This is a genomic window from Streptomyces sp. NPDC001068, from assembly GCF_042897315.1.
Classification (GTDB): Bacteria; Actinomycetota; Actinomycetes; order Streptomycetales; family Streptomycetaceae; genus Streptomyces.
This window is the reverse complement of the sequence record NZ_JBIAYD010000005.1, coordinates 230,400-247,283: the sequence shown is the minus strand read 5'-3', so window position 1 is coordinate 247,283 and position 16,884 is coordinate 230,400. Positions and strand designations below refer to the sequence as shown.

Genomic DNA, 16,884 nt, shown 5'->3' with positions numbered 1-16,884 from the left:
GGTGACTACCAGTAGTGCCGTCGGCCGGCGACGGCGTGTCCCATCCCGCCGAGGAGCCACAGGACGGCTCCGACGACCGCCAGGATGATCCCGATGGTCCACAGGATGGATATCCCGGTGACGAACCCGATGACCAGCAGAATGATTCCCAGGATGATCATGATTTCTCTCCTTGGGGGTAGTGCCGGCGCCCCGGCGAACCGAACCGTCCGCGCCGGCTGTATCCGGGTACCCCGTCGCGAGGTCGTCTATCAGACCCGCGGTCGTGGCTTCACCTGACCACTCCGCCGGCCGGGCCGCGAACTCGGCCGGCCGGACACCGCGCCCAGGGCCGGTCCCGTGATCACGCCCGAGAGCTGGTCCGGGCCCGTTCAGTCGGCGTCCGGTCCCCGCTCCGCCGCGGTGTCATAGGCGGCACGGGCCTCGGAGACCGCGGACCGGTGCCGCTCGGCCCAGCCCACCAGCCCGGTCAGTGAGGTGTGGAGCTCCCGGGCCATCGGAGTGAGGCTGTACTCCACCTTGGGCGGCACGGTCGGATACACGGTGCGGACGAGCAGTCCGTCCCGCTCCAGCCTGCGCAGGTTGAGGGTGAGCATCCGTCGGCTGATGCCGTTGACGGCGCGTTCCAGTTCGGTGAAGCGGACCGGGCCGTGGGCGGCGGCGATCAGGATCCCGATGCTCCACTTGCCCGCCACGCGGTCGAGCACCTCGGTGACCGGGCAGGCTTCGTCCCTCACCGCCTCGGCGACACGCGTGTGACTGCGTGACATGAATGTGCCTCCTTCCGCCGACGGGCAAGGTTACCGACGATGGCTGCTGCAACACGTCCCGGACCAGAGGAAGAAGAGATTTCCGTGCGTGCTCTCGTCGTCGATCCGTCCGCGCCCGCCGCTGTCCGCCTCGCCGGGGTTCCCGATCCCGTGCCCGGGCCGGGCCAGGTCCTGGTGGACGTCTCCCACGTCTCGTTGAACCGTGGCGACCTCAACGACGCCCGCTCCGGTCGCGTCCCCGTGGGTGCGGTGCTCGGTTCGGACGCCGCCGGAACGGTGGTCCGGGCCGCAGCCGACGGTTCCGGCCCGACGGTGGGGACCCAGGTGGTGGCCCTGACGTCGGGGGCGTTCGCGGAGCGCGTCGCGATCGACGTGGGTGCGCTTGCCGAGATACCGAAGGGCCTGGAACCGGCGCAGGCGGTCGCCCTGCCGGTCGCCGGAGTGGCGGCGCTGCGCTCGCTGCGGGCCGCCGGGGTCGGACCGGGCAAGAGGGTGTTGATCACCGGTGCCTCCGGCGGAGTCGGCCGGTTCGCCGTCCAGCTGGCGGCGCGGGCCGGCGCGCACGTGATCGCGTCCGTGGGCTCGGCCGCCCGCGGTCAGGGGCTGGCCGAGGCCGGTGCCGACGAGGTGCTGATCGGGCTGGAAGGACTCGAGCGACCGGTCGACGTGGTCATCGACAGCGTCGGCGGCCCCCAACTGGTGGCGGCGTGGAACCTGCTCGCTCCCGGAGGCGGCGTGCAGAGCGTCGGCTGGACATCCGGGGAGCCGGCGGCCTTTCCGCCGTATGCGACCGTCGGCCCGGCCAAATCGCTGACCTCTTTCGTCATCGAGGGCGACGCCGGCGCGGACCTGGCCGTTCTCACCGGGCTTGCCTCCGAGGGAGCCGTCACCGTCGAGATCGGCTGGCAAGGATCCTGGCACCGCTTCGATGAGGCGGCCGAGGCGCTTCGCGGACGTCTGATCCCCGGAAAGGCGGTCCTGGAGGTGACTCGGGGCGGGTTGCAGGCCGCGATGCCTTCTCTCCGGCACTAGCTAGTGGTGCTTCGCGACGCCGAGCAGGCGCAGGACAGCCAGTACTCGGCGGTGGTCGGCGTCCGCCCTGGGCAGGTCCAGCTTGGTGAAGATGCTGTTGATGTGCTTGGCGACCGCGCTGTCGCTGACCACGAGTTCGGCCGCGATCCCGGCGTTGGACCGGCCGCCGGCCATCAGCTCCAGCACCTCACGCTCGCGCGGTGTCAGCCGGTCGAGCGGATCGCGGTGGCGACGCACCAGCAGTTGCGCGACGACCTGCGGGTCCAACGCGGTGCCGCCGGCCGCGACCCTCCGCGCCGACTCGGCGAACTCCTCGACGTCGGCGATCCGCTGCTTGAGGAGGTACCCCACGCCGGACGTGTGGGCGGCGAGGAGATCGGTCGCGTACCGCTCCTCCACGTACTGCGACAGCACCAGCACGGCGGTCCGCGGCCACTCCCGGCGGATCGTGAGGGCGGCCCGTACGCCCTCATCGGTGAAACCGGGCGGCATGCGGACATCGACCACGGCGAGGTCCGGCCGGTGCTCCTCGACCGCCGACAGCAGCCCCGTCGCGTCCGCCGTCTCGGCGCACACCTCGAAGCCGGCCATCTCCAGCACCTTGACCACCCCGATCCGTAGCAGGACGGAATCCTCGGCGATCACGGCGCGCACGGCAGCTCCACGGTGATGACGGTCGGGCCCCCACGGGGGCTGCGGCAGGAAAACACGCCGTCGACGGACGCGACGCGCTTGGCGAGTCCCGCGAGTCCGGTGCCCGAGGCACCCGACGGGTCCGCGCCTCCCACGCCGTCGTCCGCGATGGTGATCAACAGTGTCCCCCTCGTCTGTTCGACGGTCGCATCGGCCCTCGATGCCTGTGCGTGCTTGACCACGTTCGTCAGCGCCTCGGAGACCACGAAGTACGCGACCGCCTCGACGGTGGGAGACGGGCGCCGCTCGAGGTGTGCCGACAGCCTGACCGGTATGGGAAGTCGGGCGGCGACACCGGAGAGGGCGGCATCGAGCCCCCGGTCCTCCAGGACCGCCGGATGCAGACCGCGTACCAGGTCGTTCAGCTCGGAGATGGCCGCCTTCGCCTCGCGGTGCGCCTCGTCGATCACCTTGCGGGCCTCCTCCGGCAGGTGGCCCAGGGTGGCCCTGGCGATGCCGAGGTTGACGGCGAGCGCCACCAGGCGCTGCTGTGCTCCGTCGTGCAGGTCGCGCTCGATCCGCCGCCGCTCGGCATCGGCCGCGTCGACCACACTGGCACGGCTCTCGGCGAGGTCGGCCACTCGCCGGGTCAACTCCTCCTCGCGGCTCGGCCCGAGCAGCACGTTCGCCGCGCGGGTGTCCCAGCGGGCCAGCCTGTCGGTCAGCCAGGCGGTCGCGTGGAGCACAGCGACGCCTGCTGCCGTGACGCAGGCCCCCCGCACCGAGTAGCCCGCGTTCTCCGTCGACCACTGCCACGGGGTCGCCCAGAGCCACAGGTAGATCGAGGCCGCGGCGGCACCTGCCGCCCACAGCGTCAGCACCAGCACGCCGCCGAGCGCGTACAGCGGGCCGACGACCAGGTGGTAGCGCAACTGGCGGCGGCCCGGGGGCGAGCGCAGCCACTGCCTGATGCCATGGCGTCCCGGCCGCTCCGCCAGGTCCGTGGGCGCGGGCACGACCACGCCGAGCCGGTCCCGGAAACGCGCCCGTTGCAACCGGGTGAGCAGCGGTCCGGCGAGCACCACGGCGGCCGACGGCACCGCGACGGCCACCGTCACCGCCCACATCGCCGACGGCACGAAGTAGATCCAGGGCAGCGCCAGGACCAGCAGCACGCCGAACTGGATCGCGATGCCGGCGAAGTGGAAGGCCGTGGCCCGGCCCGCGCCCCCGAACGGCCCTCGTAGAAGGGCCGGTTGCCACGCTCTGAGGTGCATGCCCGAACAGTAGAGCCGCCCGCGCGCGCCGGGCGATGACGACGGTGCCCGGGACCGGGGTGCACTTTTCTCCACCCCGGATCGGACACCTGCGTGACTGACGGCGGCCGGTGCGCGGCGAAGGCTGGAGGCCGTAAGGGAAGAGCACGCGGAAAGGCAGATCCGAGCATGCGACAACTGGCGGAGCACACCGACGATTTCACGACCGCAAGCGGCGAGGGCGAGCGTGTTCGGCTGGACGGCCGTGCCCGGCCGGAGGGGGCGGAGCGGGAGCACACCGGGGCCGGGTCGCGTCTGGTCGGCCGCGCGGGACGGCTGCTGGTCGGGTGCGGGCTCGTACTGCTGCCGTGGCTGTACGTGCTGGCGACCGGGCTGCCGGACGCCGTGACCGCCGCGCACTGGCCGGTTACCTGGGTGGGCGTCGACAGCCTTGAGGCAGTCGCCCTGATCGCCACCGGCGTCCTGGCCGCCCGCGGCGACCGACGGCATCCGGTGGCAGCAGCCATGGCCGGCACCCTGCTCGTCGTCGACGCCTGGTTCGACATCACGACGGCGGCCGCGGGGAGCGACCTCGTCACAGCGGCCGCGATGGCGTTCTGCGCCGAGCTGCCGCTGGCCTGCCTGTGCGGGTGGCTGGCGCTTCGCCCGCAGGGACGCGTGGAGGCTTTCCGCGGTGTCTCAGCTCACCCGCGGGGACGCGGGTGAGGCTTTGCGGGGTGTCTCAGCTCGTGCTCTCGGGCTCCGTTCCGATCTTGAGCTCATTGAGGCAGCGCAGGTCCTGGCGGTAGACGTTGGAGCCCTGTCGGTAGCGGAACCGGCAGGTCGTCAGCTTGCCGTGGATGGGGCCGGTCACCCGGAGACGTGCCAGGTAGTAGACGTCCGACCGCTGGTGCGGCTCCACCGGAATCGGGTCCCCCGCGTAGTCGTGCGCCCGTTCCAGGACGCTGTCCTCGGCTCCGACGTGGGCGAAGCCCAGAAGGTAGCCTCCCGCGTACTCGGCGCTCACGGCCCGGTATCCGAGGATCCGCACGCCCCTCGGTGCGGGTGCGATGGTCGCGTCGAGGACGGTGAGCGGTGTTCCGGAGGTGTTGGCCGGCGCCGGCAGGGCCACCCAGTACTCGTCGCCCGGCTGGGCGTAGGGGTAGTCGGCCTCGCCCTGGGAGTGCATACCGCCGTCCAGGGCGGTGCCCTGGGCCTCACCCGGCGGACGGTCGTACCCGAGGGCGGCGGTCGCCATCACCACCAGCGCGAGAAGAGCGATCCGACGCAGAAGGGCGACGCCACCTGGCGCATAAGGCGCCAGTGCGCTTGCTGTCGAACGGTTCATCGCTGCCTCGAATCCAGTACTTTCCCGGCTTGCCTCCCGCCACGACCTTCAGATCATGTCCGGTTTCAGCGGAGCATAAGTTTTCCCTTTGAACAATCAATGATCACCGATTCAAGGAATTGCAAAGTCTGCGCGATGGCGGGGCGCTGACCTGCGTGAATCAACGGTCCGACAGACCTCCGACACCGCCGGGACTCCGCACCCAGGTCCGCAGAGAAGGCCGCGGCCGACTTTGGCCCGCTGCCGTCGAACGGCTCGGGCCGATTCCCTTTACGGCGCCAATTCGCCTTACAGGAAGACCGGTTGGAGCTGCATCTGTTTGCCGCCGGGGAGTGGAAATCCGCTCCGCATGCCTGTCGTGTATTCGGTCGCGTTCCTCGGGGATACCGAGGCGCCGGCGACCCCTCCGCCAGGGCTTGTCGGCGCGTCTGCAGACATCCGCCGCGCCCGCCCGGCCGCGGGGGCGCTTCGGCATGGCCGCCCGAACTGCGGGCGGCGTACGGGGTATTGACGCACAGCTGGTCTAGTCCATACCGTCTTCAACCATCGAAGGTTCAAGACAGGAACCATCGTTCAGTCACCTGAACACCGGTGCAACTTCCTGACGCTCCGCCTCGGCACCCCCCACCTCGCGTGTCCCCCGCTCATGACAGGAGCCGTCCTGTGATCAGATCCGCTGCCAGAGCCCTCACCGCGATCCCCGCCGTCCTCGCGACGGCCGCCACCGTGCTCGTCGCCACCGGCGGCTCCGCGAGTGCCGCGGCCAACCCGGGCCCCGGCTTCCCCGCCCACTACGCGGCGCCGTACGTCGAGACGTGGAACTCGCCGTCGGCCATGACCAACGCCCGCAACGCCACGGGGCTCAAGTACTTCACGCTCGCCTTCGTCATCGACGGCGGCGGCTGCAACGCCATGTTCAACGGCGACACCCCCGTCACCGACGCCGGCTGGACCTCGGCGATCAACTCCCTGCGCGGCGCGGGCGGCGACGTCATCGCCTCCTTCGGCGGCGCCTCCGGCATCGAGGAGGCCCAGGCCTGCTCCACCGTGGCCTCGCTCAAGGCCCAGTACAAGAAGGTCATCGACACCCTCAACCTCACCCGGGTCGACTTCGACATCGAGGGCTCCGCGATCGCCGACACGGCCGCCAACGACCGCCGCAACAAGGCCCTCGCCCAGCTCCAGCAGGAGTACGCGAGCGCCGGGCGCAAGCTGGACGTCCAGTACACGTTGCCGTCCATGCCCAACGGCCTCGACGGCAACGGCACGAAGCTGCTGTCCAACGCCAAGAGCAACGGCCTCAACGTCAACCTCGTCAACATCATGACGATGGACTACTACGACGGCACCCGGGACATGGGCAAGGCCGCCACCGACGCCGCCACCGCCCTGCGCTCCCAACTCGGCGCGATCTGGCCGGAGAAGTCCGACGCCCAGTTGTGGGCGATGGAGGGCAACACCCCGATGATCGGGGTCAACGACGACACCAGCGAGATCTTCACCACCGGGAACGCCACCACGCTCACCAACTTCGCCAAGTCCAAGGGTATCCAGGAGCTCGCCTTCTGGGCACTCGGCCGCGACAAGGCGTGCGCCACCAACGGCCAGCTCTCCGACAGCTGCAGCGGAACCCCGCAGAGCGCCTGGCAGTTCTCCAGCACCATGAACGCCGTGACCGGCGGTACGACCACGCCGCCGCCCACCGGCTCCACCGGTCAGATCACCGGCCTCGGCGGCAAGTGCGTGGACGTCGCGGCGGCGAACAGCGCCAACGGCACCGCCGTTCAGATGTATGACTGCAACGGCACCACGGCCCAGCAGTGGACCGTGGGTTCCGACAGCACCATCCGCAGTCTGGGCAAGTGCATGGACCTCACCGCCGCCGGCACGGTGAACGGCACGAAGGTCCAGTTGTACGACTGCAACGGCACCGGTGCCCAGGTCTGGCAGCGGGGCAGCGGCGACACGCTGGTGAACCCTGCGTCCGGCAAGTGCCTCGACGTCACCGACAAGTCGACGGCCAACGGAGCCCGGCTGCAGATCTGGACCTGCGCCGGCGGCACCAACCAGCAGTTCACCCTGCCCGCCTGACCCGGCAGAACGTCCGCGGCGGCCCGGCGCAGAACACCCGCGCCGGGCCGCCGCGGACGCGTAGGGCCGTATCGTGCGGTGGCGTGACGGACCTCGGCAGCCAGATGGCGTACTGGAACGGCGTCGGAGCGACGAAGACGTTCACCCACCCGGTGAACCCCGACCGGCTGGCGGGGGCCGGTCCGAACGCCCGGGTGCTGGACTACGGCTGCGGATACGGCCGCGTGATGGCCGAACTCGCCGGGCACGGCTTCCGCGACGTGTCCGGCGTGGACCCGTCGCCCGCGCTGGTCGAGCGGGGCCGCCGGTGGCGGCCGGACCTGCGCTTCGCCGTCCTGGAGTCCCCGCCCCGGCTGAACCGCCCCTCGGCCGGCTTCGACGTCGTCCTGCTGTTCGCGGTGCTCACCTGCGTCCCCGGCTCCGACGACCAGCGGGCGCTGGTCGCCGAGGTGAGCCGGGTCCTGGCGCCCGGCGGCCTGCTCTACGTCAGCGACATGCTCCTGCAGGACGACGAACGAAACCGCGACCGCTACGCCGCCTGCGCCCGGCGGCACGGCACGCCGTACGGGGTCTTCGAGGCCGACGACGGCGCGGTGTGCCGCCACCACGACATCGCCGGGCTGCGTGCCCTGCTGTCGGACTTCGACCTGGTGGCCGAGGACCGGATCGACGTCACGACGATGAACGGACACCGGGCGCGGGCGGTGCAGTTGCTCGGCCGCAAGCGGTAGCGGTCACCGCAACTCGTCGACGACCGCTCTCCGGGGTTCGTGGTCCGGGGACACCGCGGCGGTGGGGGTGCCGGAGCGGGACAGGAGACGCGGAGTCCACCAGTTCGCCCTGCCGAGCAGGATCATCGCGGCCGGCAGGACCACCGCGCGGATGACCGTCGCGTCCAGGAGGATCGCCGCGGCGAGGCCGACGCCGAGCTGTTTCATGTCGAGCGTGGACAGGGTCGCGAAGATCGCGAACACGGCGACCATGACGACGGCGGCGCTGGTGACCGTGCCCGCCGAACGGGTGATGCCCCGGGCCACCGCCTGCGTGGTCGGCAGACCTTGGCGGACCAGTTCCTGGATCCGGCTGACCACGAAGATGTGGTAGTCCATCGAGAGCCCGAACAGGACCACGAACAGGAACAGCGGGAGCCAGGTGACGATCGCGCCGTTGGAGTGGAAACCGAGCATCCCCTCGGCCCAGTGGTGCTGGAAGACCAGGGTCAGAAGGCCGTAGGAGGCGGCGGCGGACAGGGTGTTGAGCACGATCGCGGTGAGGGCGACCACCGGGGAACGGAAGATCGCCATCAGCATGACGAGGGTGAACAGCAGGACGAAGCCGATCGCCCAGGGCATCGCGTCGGTGGCGTCGTCGGTGAAGTCCGCGGTCAGCGCGACCGGTCCGCCCACCGCGTGCTCGGCGACCGGGATGCCCCTGAGCGCCTGCGGCAGCAGCTGTCGGCGCAGCAGGTCGAGGGCGCGTTTCGCATCGGCCGTGCCGGCCCGGTGGCCGACGCCCAGGTCCACGGTGGTCACGGTGTGGTCCCGCGAGGTCCGGGGGCGCACCGGGCCGTCGTCGTTGAACAGGGGCCGTCTGGCGGTCTCCTCGGCCAGCGCGGTCAGGGTCCTGCCGATCCCGGCGGCCTGTGCGGCCGGGGCGCGGACCACCACGCGAAGCGAGGAGCCGGTGCCGGGGAACGCCGCGGTGAGCCGGTCGTAGCTCTGCATGACGGGCAGCGTGCGCGGCAGGTCGGAGTCGTCGAGGAGCTTGAGCCTCATGCCGGTGGCGGGGGCGGCGATCGCCAGCAGCGCCACCACGGAGAGCGCGAGGGTCGCGGCGGGGCGGCGCAGGGCGGGGCGCAGCACCGCCGGCCAGAAGCGGCCCTCGCCCTGCCGGCGGGCGGTCAGACGCCAGACCAGGGGCACCCTTGGGCGCTCGAGGCGGGCGCCGAGCCCGGCCAGCAGCGCGGGCAGCACCGTCACCGAGCCGAGGACCGCCACGGCGACCACCAGGATCGCGCCGATCGCCAGGGAGTGGAACGTCGAGCTGTGCGAGACGAACATGCCGCACATGGCGACCGACACCGCGAGTCCGGAGACCACCACCGCGTGTCCCGAGGTGGCGGCCGCGATCTCCACGGCGTCGATCCGGTTCCGGCCGAGCGCGCGTTCCTCGCGGTCGCGCCTGAGGTAGAAGAGCGAGTAGTCCACGCCGACGGCCATGCCGATCAGCAGGATCACGCTGTCCAGTACGTCGGTGGCGGGGACGAGTTGGGAAGCGAGGGCGGACAGTCCGATGGCCGCGCCCACCGACGACAGTGCCAGCAGCACGGGGACGCCGGCCGCGAGGAGCGCGCCGAACGCCACCAGCAGGATCGCGAGGGTGACGGGGATGCTGACGAGTTCCGCCTTGTGGAAGTCGCCGTCGAGCCGGGTGTCGAGCGCGGCGCTCATGGAGGCGTCGCCCACCTCCTCCACGCGCAGGGCGGGGTAGGCGCCCCCGGTGGCGTCGGTCGCGTCCAGCAGCGGCCGGACATTCGCGCCGGCGTCGTCGGCGGTGCCCGCCATGGTCGCCCGGACGAGGAGTGCCGAGCCGTCGCGTGCTGCGACCGGCTCGGCGACCTCGGTGACCTGCGGCAGTCTTTCGAGGCGGGCCCGCACGTCGGACGCGGCGCGCTGGGCGCTCGGTCTGTCCAGGGCGCCGGAGCGGGCGGTGATGAGCACGTTCTCCACGGCGGGGGCGGTGAGTCCGGCGCCGTCCTCCATCCGGGCCGCTCGCAGCGCCTCTCCCGTCGCCAGCCCCGTGTCGCTGGTCCTGGTGCCCACCACGGAACCGGCGCCGGCGCAGAGCGCCACGAACAGCACCCAGGCGCAGACCGCCCGCCAGGGGTGTGTGGCGCTCCAGCGGGCCATGCGCACCGTCGCCCCGCCGCGTTCCCTCGTCATCACGTCTTCTTCCACTTCTCGGCCACTCGGCTTCCCGGTCTCGGCTCTGCTCCGCCTGCGTCGAAACGCCTGCGGGCAAGGGGACTTGCTCCCCTGCCGTGCAGCACCCATTCAGCCGGGAACCACGCCGCGGATCGTCACTCGTTGTCGCCTGCTTCGGTCGTCGCGGCTCGCTCCCCCGACCGACCGCGGCCGGCCCGGCGTCACACCAAGGAGTGACCCGGACGGGACGGGTCGGGGGTGGGAGACCGGTGGGATGTCAGCGCAGTGTGCGCCGGGCCAGGACCGCCGCCTGTGCGCGGCTCTGGCAGCCGGTCTTGGCGAGCATGCGGCTCACGTGGGTCTTGACCGTGTGCAGGCTCACGACGAGCTGTTCGGCGATCTCGGCGTTGCTCAGCCCGTCGCCGACGAGCCGGAGGACGTCCCGCTCCCGTGAGGTGAGTCCGGCGAGACGGTCCAGTCGCCGGAGTCCGGCTGCCGGCGGGCCGCCAGGTGGCCTTCGATGACGCGCGCGGTGACGGCTGACAGCCCCCCAGCGGGAGCGCGGCGAGGGAGGACAGCCGGGTCTCGTGCGCGGCACCGAGGACGACCGTGGTCACCAGGGCGCACAGCACCACCAGGAAGACCGTCAGCGGCAGTCTGCGGCGCAGCAGAAGTGCCGTCCCGGTCACCGCGTCCAGCCCCGCCAGCAGCCACCAGCCGAATGCCGTTCCGTCCGTGCTCGACTGCATCAGCACCGCCGGGCACAGCACCAGCACCACGAGCCCGATGTCCGCGCCCCGCGAACGGGGACCGAAGCGCCTCAGGAGAGCAACGTCCTTCATTCCGCCGACCCCAACGACCTCCGCCCGTCCGGTCGTCACTCCTTGGGACCAGCACAACCACCGTCACCTGCGGCGTAGTTGACGGTGCGCCAGGTCGCCGGCCGTCCCGGTCGAGGACGTGCCCCGCGCGTCCCCCGCCGCAGGGCGGAACGGACGGGGGCTCGGTCGGGGCCGGTGCCCCGTGTCACGGCGACACGGGCGAGGGCCGGGCTCCCCATGGCGGACGGGAGCCCGGCCCGGTGGGTCAGTTCCCGTGACCGTGCTGGTGTTCCTGCCGGGGCATCGACTGGGTCGCGCCCGGCCGGGCCGGCATCGGCTGGGTCGCGGCGGTGGCCTGGGCGGCCAGGTTCGCCGCCGTGGTGGAGGCCTCGAACTGCGGGTTGGCCGGGGCGGGCCTGCGGTCGTGCAGTCGGAGGGCGCCCGTGAAGTCACCGAAGGTCCGGCGCCGCCACCTGCTGATCGGCGTGAACTTCACCGGACCCCGCCCGGACAGGCCGCCGGCCGCGGTGACCGTCTCGATGAGGCGCAGCCCGGAGGTGTGGTCGGAGACCTCGGAGAAGACGTGCCCGCCCACCGTCCACGGCGACACGATGATGCACGGCACCCGGAACCCCGCGCCCACCGGCAGTCCACCGCCCGGGGTGCCCTTCGGGGAGGGCAGGTGGACGAACTCCTCCGGGTAGTCCCGCTCCTTCGGGGTGGGCGGCACCACATGGTCGAAGAACCCGTCGTTCTCGTCGTAGTTGAGGACGAAGACGGTCGAGTTCCACAGGTCCTCGTTGGCGGCGAGCGCCTCCAGCTTGGACGCCAGGTACTGGGCACCGGCGGCCGGCAGGTTCGGCGGGTGCTCGTCGGCCTCGCTCGGCATGAACAGCCAGCTGACGTCCGCGAGCGTGCCGTTGGCGCAGTCCTCCTCGAAGCCGAGCGCCGGGTCGGCGGCCGGGGTGGGGGCGTCCGGCAGCCCGCGCCCGCCGGGCGCGCCGTTGCCGAACAGCGTGCCGCCGGTCATCACCGAGTTGTAGAGCGCGGTGGGGACCGTCTTGTTCTGGAAGCTCGCGAACCAGCCGAAGACGTTGAACCCGCTGGTCGTTCCGGAGAAGTACGTCTTCACGCTGTACCCGGCGTCGTACAGGATCTCGGCGGCCGACGGGTGGGTCAGCGGGTTGGGTGTCACCGTCTCCAGGACCGGGCCGCCGGACTTGCCCTCGGGATCGTTGGTGCCGGACATCCACACCAGCCGGTTGGGATCGGTCGGGCCCAGTACCGAGCAGTGGTAGTTGTCCAGCAGGGTGAAGGACTCGGCGAGCGCCCAGTGGAAGGGGATGTCCTCCTTGGTGTGGTAGCCCATCGTGTACGAGCCGTTGACCTCGCCGTCCGAGGCGAGGTGGGTGGTCAGCCAGCCGTCCATCCGGCCCTGGTTCCAGGAGGCGTGCTGGTCGCGCCAGTCGTGCGACAGCGAGGGGACGGCCGCGGCGCCGGTGGTGATGGTGGACATGTGGAACGGTTCCAGATATCCGTCCGGGTTCGCCGGATCGGGCTGCTGGAACACCGAGTTGCCGTTCGGCAGGCGCACCGCGGTCGGGTCGTCGAAGCCGCGGACGCCGGGGAAGGTGCCGAAGTAGTGGTCGAAGGACCGGTTCTCCATCATCACGTACACGACGTGCTTGATCTGGGACAGGTCGGCCCGGCTGGGCCCGGCCGTCGCGGCGCGCGCCAGGCTCTCCGGCAGCACGCCGGCCATGCCGGCGGCACCGGCGAGGGCCGCGGCGCTGGTGACGAACCGTCTGCGGGAGATGACCGACCTGGAGTCGTCGGAACTCTTGCTGCTCATCCGTTGTCTCTTCTTCGTCTCGTGGTTCGACTCGTGGGTGGGTCAGGACTTCGCCGGGGCCGGGGCCACCGGGCCCGCCGTGGTGCCGGGGTGCGCGACTCCGATCACCTCGGCGACGGCGCTGTTGCGGGTGTCGGCGATGTACAGCAGGTCCGTCACCGGGTCGACGGCGACCGCGTTCGGGGTGTTGAGCTTCGAGGCGCCCGGGGCCGCGCCGCTGCTCTCGCCGCCGGGGACGGCCGAGGAGTTCACCACCGTGGAGATCACTCCGTCGGGGGTGATCTCGCGGACCGCGTTGTTGAAGGTGTCGGCGACGAACAGGTCGCCCGCGCCGTCGACGGCGACGCCCTGGGGGTCGTTCAGCTGGGCCGAGGTCGCCGGGCCGCCGTCGCCGGAGAACCCTCCGAGACCGTCGTGGGCCGCACCGGCGGCGTGGTCTCCGGCGACCGTGGTGACGACCTGGGTCCGCGCGTCCACCCGGCGGATCACGTTGTTGGACGAGTCGGCGACGTAGAGGTTGCCGTCGGCGTCCAGGGCGATGCCGGTCGGCTGGTTCAGGCGGGCGTGGGTGCCGGTCCTGCCGTCTCCCCGGTAGCCGGGGTGGCCGGTGCCGGCGGCCACGACGACCGTGCCGCGGGTGGACACCTTCAGCACCCGGTTGTTGTAGGTGTCGCAGATGTAGAGGTTCCCGGCGGTGTCGAGCGCCACCGCGGTGGGGTGGTTGAGCTGGGTGTCCCGCGCGCTGTGCGCGGAGATCCGGCTGCCCGCCGCCGTGGTGCCGGCGAACCGGTGGATCACACCGTCCGGGGTGACCTCGCGGACCGTGTCGTTCCCGCTGTCGGCGACGAACAGGTTCCCGTCGGCGTCCACCGCGGTGCCGGCGGGCTGGTACATCTCGGCGTCGGTGGCCTTGCCGCCGTCACCCCCGGCGCCGTACGCCTCGAGCGATCCCGCCACCACGGTCGTGTCGCCCTTGCGGAGCAGGGATACCACGTTGTCGCCGGTGTTCGACACGTACACCGAGCCGTCGGCGGCGGACAGGCCCGCCGGCCGGTACAGGGCGCCCGGAGTGACATTGGGCAGGACGGCGCCGGTGCCCGGGTCGACGTGCGTGCCGGGGTCGTCGCCCACCGACGTGTAGGGCACGGTCTGGAGCACCGGGCCGGACGGCCGGGCGCTCGCGCCGATGGTCAGGGCGAGGTTGTCCGCGGTGCCGTCGCTGTTGGCGCCGCTGCTGACGCCGACGGTGGCGACGGTGATCAGCACCTTGCGGGTGTCCTTGGGGACGTTCCCGTACCAGGCCTGGTGGATCAGGCTGGAGACGCCGCCGCGCTGCGCGGAGGTGACCGGACCGATGACGGCGGAGCCGAGGCCGGAGCCGTCGGAGTCCAGGAACCTGGCGGTGACGGTGGCGTAGTCGCCTTGTGTGGCGTAGCCGCCGAGGTCACCGGAGAGCTTGAACGGCTCGCCGCCGACATCGAGTTGACCGACGTCGATGGACTGGGTGCCCTTGGTGGTGATGCCGGGGATGGCGACGGTGGCGGGGTTGGTGCCGCCGTAGAAGACCCGGCTGCCGGTCACGCCCGGGTAGCTGGAGGCGCGCGACTCCTGGGTGCCGTCCGGCGGGTTGAGCGGCGAGGTGCTGGTCCAGCAGTCGGCGACCGTCTGGTCGTCGCCGAGCGGCGCGCCGAGCGCGGTGGCCGCGGTGTAGTCCTCCGCGCCGGGGTTGGCGATCAGGTTGGTGTCGAGTGCGGGGGTGACCTGGTCCGCGGTGGGGCAGGGCGCGGAGTAGCTCTGCCCCACGGCCTTCTGACCGATCGTGAGATCCAGGTCGTCTGCGGTGCCGTCGCTGTTGGCACCGTTGCTGACGGCCACCGTGACCACGGTCACCAGGATCTTCTCGGTGCCGGCCGGGACCGTGCCGTACTCCCCGTCGGGAAGGAGCCGGGTGGTGTTGCCTCGGTTGCCGGCCGTCGCGGGGCCGATGCCGGCGGTGCCGAGGCCGGTTCCGTCGCCGTCCTCGAAGGTGGCGACCACCTCGGCGTAGTCGCTCTGTGTGGAGTAGCCGCCGACCTCGCCGGTGAGCTTGAACGGCTTGCCGTCCACGTCCAGGGAGCTGACGTCGACGAGCTGGCTGCCGGTGGTCACGGTGCCCGCGACCGCGACGGTGGCGGGGTTGGCGCCTCCGTAGAAGACCCGGTCGCCGACCGCGCCCGGAGCGGTGGAGGCGGCGGATTCCTGGGTGCCGTTCGGTGCGGCGAGCGGGGAGTCGCTGCTCCAGCAGTCGGCGATCGCCCGGTCGTCGCCCGCGGGTGCTCCGAGGTCGGTGGCCGAAGTGGTGTGCTCGGCACCGGGGTTGGCGATCAGGTTGGTGTCGAGTGCGGGGGTGACCTGGTCCGCGGTGGGGCAGGGCGCGGTGTAGTGCTGGCCGGATCCGCCGGCGGCGATGGTCAGGTTCAGGTTGTCCACGCGGCCGTCGATGCCGTAGCCGGCGCTGACTCCGGTCGACGCGACGGTGACCAGGATCCTCGCGGTGCGGGCCGGGACGGTGCCGACCGCGGCCTCGGGCACGAGGCCGGTGACGTTGCCCCGCTGGGTGGCGTCGACCGGGTCGAGGGTCGCCGTGCCCAGGGTCGTGCCGCCGGTGTCCTGGAACGCCGCGGTGACGGTCGCGTAGTCGGCCTGGGTGGTGTAACCGCCCACCGCCCCGGTGAGGGTGAACGACCTGCCGCCCGTGTCCAGCGGTCCCACGTCGATCGTCTGGGTGGCCGTCGTGGTGACCCCGACGATCGACACCTGGGGGGAGTTGTTGTCGTAGCCGCCGTAGAAGGTACGGCTGCCCGTCTGCCCGGAGACCGAGGAGGACAGCGACTCCAGGACGGCGCCGGGTGCCAGGACCGGCGAGGTGGCAGTCCAGCAGTCGGGCACGTACTGCGCGTCCCCGGCGGGCGCGCCGAGCGCGGTCACCGCGGTGTACTCCTCGGCGCCCGGGTTGGCGATCAGGTTGCCGCCCAGGGCCGGTGACACCTCGTCGGCGTCCGGGCAGGGGGCGGCGTAGGTCTGGCCGGTGGCCGCCGCCACGGCGGAGCCGCTTCCCGGGGCGGCCACCGCGAGGCCGAACACGGCGGCGGCAGCGGCGGCGACCGCCGTCACAGCCGCCCAGCGTGCCTGTCTGAGAGGATTCATGGCGCCTATTGATGTAGGACGCATCGGATTGCCGGGGACGCGTTTCGTGTCCGCACGGCGACCCGGACATGAACACTGGGCACGTACTCCGCAAGTGCCCGCCCACCGGTGCCGGGCGGACCACCTTGTCCAGCGCGTCGGACAACTTCCGTTCCCCGCCGGGGCGTCGGGGAGGGGTCACGGCTCCCGCCTCCCGGTCCGGAGAAGCGCTGGAGAGGAAGGTGTTACGCGCGTAAATTCTGCCGCCGACGGCTTGTATACGTCCCCTGGACTCTGGATACTTCAGCCTTGAACTTGTCAGGAGCACGTCCTGCTCGCCCACCGGCGGGCTCGCGCCGTACCCACTCGCCCCTCTGACCCGCATCCCCCCACAGGAGGATCGCATGCGGATCAAGAAGCACAGCTCCGCGAGACGCACGGAACCGTTCGCCACAGCGTCCGGCCCCATGACGGCAACCGCATCCTCGACCCCCACCACCGACGCCGGCCACGTCCCGCCCACCGCCGCACCACCGGGCGGACCCCGGCCGGCGAACCGTCCGGCGCTCACCATGGAGCCCCGATCCGCCGCCGTCGCCCCCGGCGCCCCGGCCGCCGCGGGGCACGCGGACGGATCCGGGCGGTCGCAGCCCGGCAAGAGCGACCCGCACAGGACATCGGCCCTCCGTCACCGAGAGCACCTCGCGCGCGCCGGGCGCCACTCCTCCCGCGGCAGGGCGCCCGACCGCCACAGGGCGTTCACCCCCACCCCCACCCCCGGCGACCGCGCCGGGCGCGACCCGCGTTCTTCGACTCCCACCCCCAGGCCCGCGACCGGAACGCAGAGCAGGCGCGGCACCGGCATGCACTGACGGCCGGCCGGCCGCGCCCCCGCGGCACCCGCACCGCCCCCAACGGCCCGCCGGGGGCATTTCACCGCCTTCTCGCGGCGGCCCTCCCCGATCACCCGCACCCGACCCCACCCCGGTGAG

12 protein-coding genes and 1 pseudogene are annotated in these 16,884 nt (G+C 72.0%); 4 read left to right on the top strand and 9 right to left on the bottom strand.

Going from position 1 to position 16,884, the window contains the following annotated elements; genetic code table 11:
- Positions 1-5: 5 nt before the first annotated feature.
- Complete coding sequence (locus ACFY3I_RS16125; RefSeq protein ID WP_365290990.1) at positions 6-161, bottom strand: DUF6131 family protein; 156 nt, start codon at positions 159-161, stop codon at positions 6-8.
- Between the two features lie 210 nt (positions 162-371).
- Positions 372-770, bottom strand: a complete 399-nt coding sequence (locus ACFY3I_RS16120) for a winged helix-turn-helix transcriptional regulator (RefSeq protein ID WP_390861080.1) — start codon at positions 768-770, stop codon at positions 372-374.
- Between the two features lie 84 nt (positions 771-854).
- Between ACFY3I_RS16120 and ACFY3I_RS16115 the strand changes: the two genes are divergently transcribed.
- Positions 855-1,802, top strand: coding sequence for a zinc-binding dehydrogenase (locus ACFY3I_RS16115; RefSeq protein ID WP_390861079.1), 948 nt, complete (start codon positions 855-857; stop codon positions 1,800-1,802).
- On the opposite strand, the gene ACFY3I_RS16110 is transcribed toward ACFY3I_RS16115, so the two are convergent.
- Together ACFY3I_RS16110 and ACFY3I_RS16105 are read right to left on the bottom strand one after the other, a co-directional pair.
- Positions 1,803-2,456 (bottom strand): response regulator, encoded by a 654-nt coding sequence (locus ACFY3I_RS16110; protein ID WP_390861078.1) that lies wholly within the window; start codon positions 2,454-2,456, stop codon positions 1,803-1,805.
- Positions 2,444-3,712, bottom strand: a complete 1,269-nt coding sequence (locus tag ACFY3I_RS16105) for a histidine kinase (protein ID WP_390861077.1) — start codon at positions 3,710-3,712, stop codon at positions 2,444-2,446. Before ACFY3I_RS16105 ends, ACFY3I_RS16110 begins: the two co-directional genes overlap by 13 nt.
- Before the next feature lie 168 nt (positions 3,713-3,880).
- On the opposite strand from ACFY3I_RS16105, the gene ACFY3I_RS16100 reads away from it, so the two are divergent.
- Entirely contained in the window at positions 3,881-4,417 is a 537-nt protein-coding gene (locus ACFY3I_RS16100) for a hypothetical protein (RefSeq protein ID WP_390861075.1), read from the top strand.
- A 16-nt stretch (positions 4,418-4,433) separates the two neighbouring features.
- Here the strand turns inward: ACFY3I_RS16100 and ACFY3I_RS16095 are convergent, their stop codons facing one another.
- The gene (locus ACFY3I_RS16095; RefSeq protein ID WP_390861074.1) at positions 4,434-4,949 is read right to left on the bottom strand and encodes a hypothetical protein; all 516 of its coding nucleotides are present in this window, start codon (positions 4,947-4,949) and stop codon (positions 4,434-4,436) included.
- Positions 4,950-5,702: 753 nt separating this feature from the next.
- On the opposite strand from ACFY3I_RS16095, the gene ACFY3I_RS16090 reads away from it, so the two are divergent.
- Both ACFY3I_RS16090 and ACFY3I_RS16085 read left to right on the top strand, forming a co-directional pair.
- Positions 5,703-7,130, top strand: coding sequence for a ricin-type beta-trefoil lectin domain protein (locus ACFY3I_RS16090; RefSeq protein ID WP_390861073.1), 1,428 nt, complete (start codon positions 5,703-5,705; stop codon positions 7,128-7,130).
- 83 nt (positions 7,131-7,213) lie between these two features.
- A complete protein-coding gene (locus ACFY3I_RS16085) occupies positions 7,214-7,861 on the top strand; it encodes a class I SAM-dependent methyltransferase (RefSeq protein ID WP_390861072.1) in 648 nt (215 codons plus the stop codon).
- Between the two features lie 3 nt (positions 7,862-7,864).
- Here the strand turns inward: ACFY3I_RS16085 and ACFY3I_RS16080 are convergent, their stop codons facing one another.
- The 4 genes and pseudogenes from ACFY3I_RS16080 to ACFY3I_RS16065 all read right to left on the bottom strand — a co-directional run bounded on the left by ACFY3I_RS16080 (position 7,865) and on the right by ACFY3I_RS16065 (position 15,913).
- On the bottom strand, positions 7,865-10,072 hold the full coding sequence (locus tag ACFY3I_RS16080) for an MMPL family transporter (RefSeq protein ID WP_390861071.1): 2,208 nt from the start codon (positions 10,070-10,072) through the stop codon (positions 7,865-7,867).
- A 259-nt stretch (positions 10,073-10,331) separates the two neighbouring features.
- Positions 10,332-10,618 (bottom strand): annotated as a pseudogene (locus tag ACFY3I_RS16075) (response regulator transcription factor); the annotation flags it as partial.
- A gap of 522 nt (positions 10,619-11,140) precedes the next feature.
- A complete protein-coding gene (locus ACFY3I_RS16070) occupies positions 11,141-12,727 on the bottom strand; it encodes a phospholipase C (protein ID WP_390861070.1) in 1,587 nt (528 codons plus the stop codon).
- A 42-nt stretch (positions 12,728-12,769) separates the two neighbouring features.
- On the bottom strand, positions 12,770-15,913 hold the full coding sequence (locus ACFY3I_RS16065; RefSeq protein ID WP_390861069.1) for a hypothetical protein: 3,144 nt from the start codon (positions 15,911-15,913) through the stop codon (positions 12,770-12,772).
- Positions 15,914-16,884 lie beyond the last annotated feature (971 nt).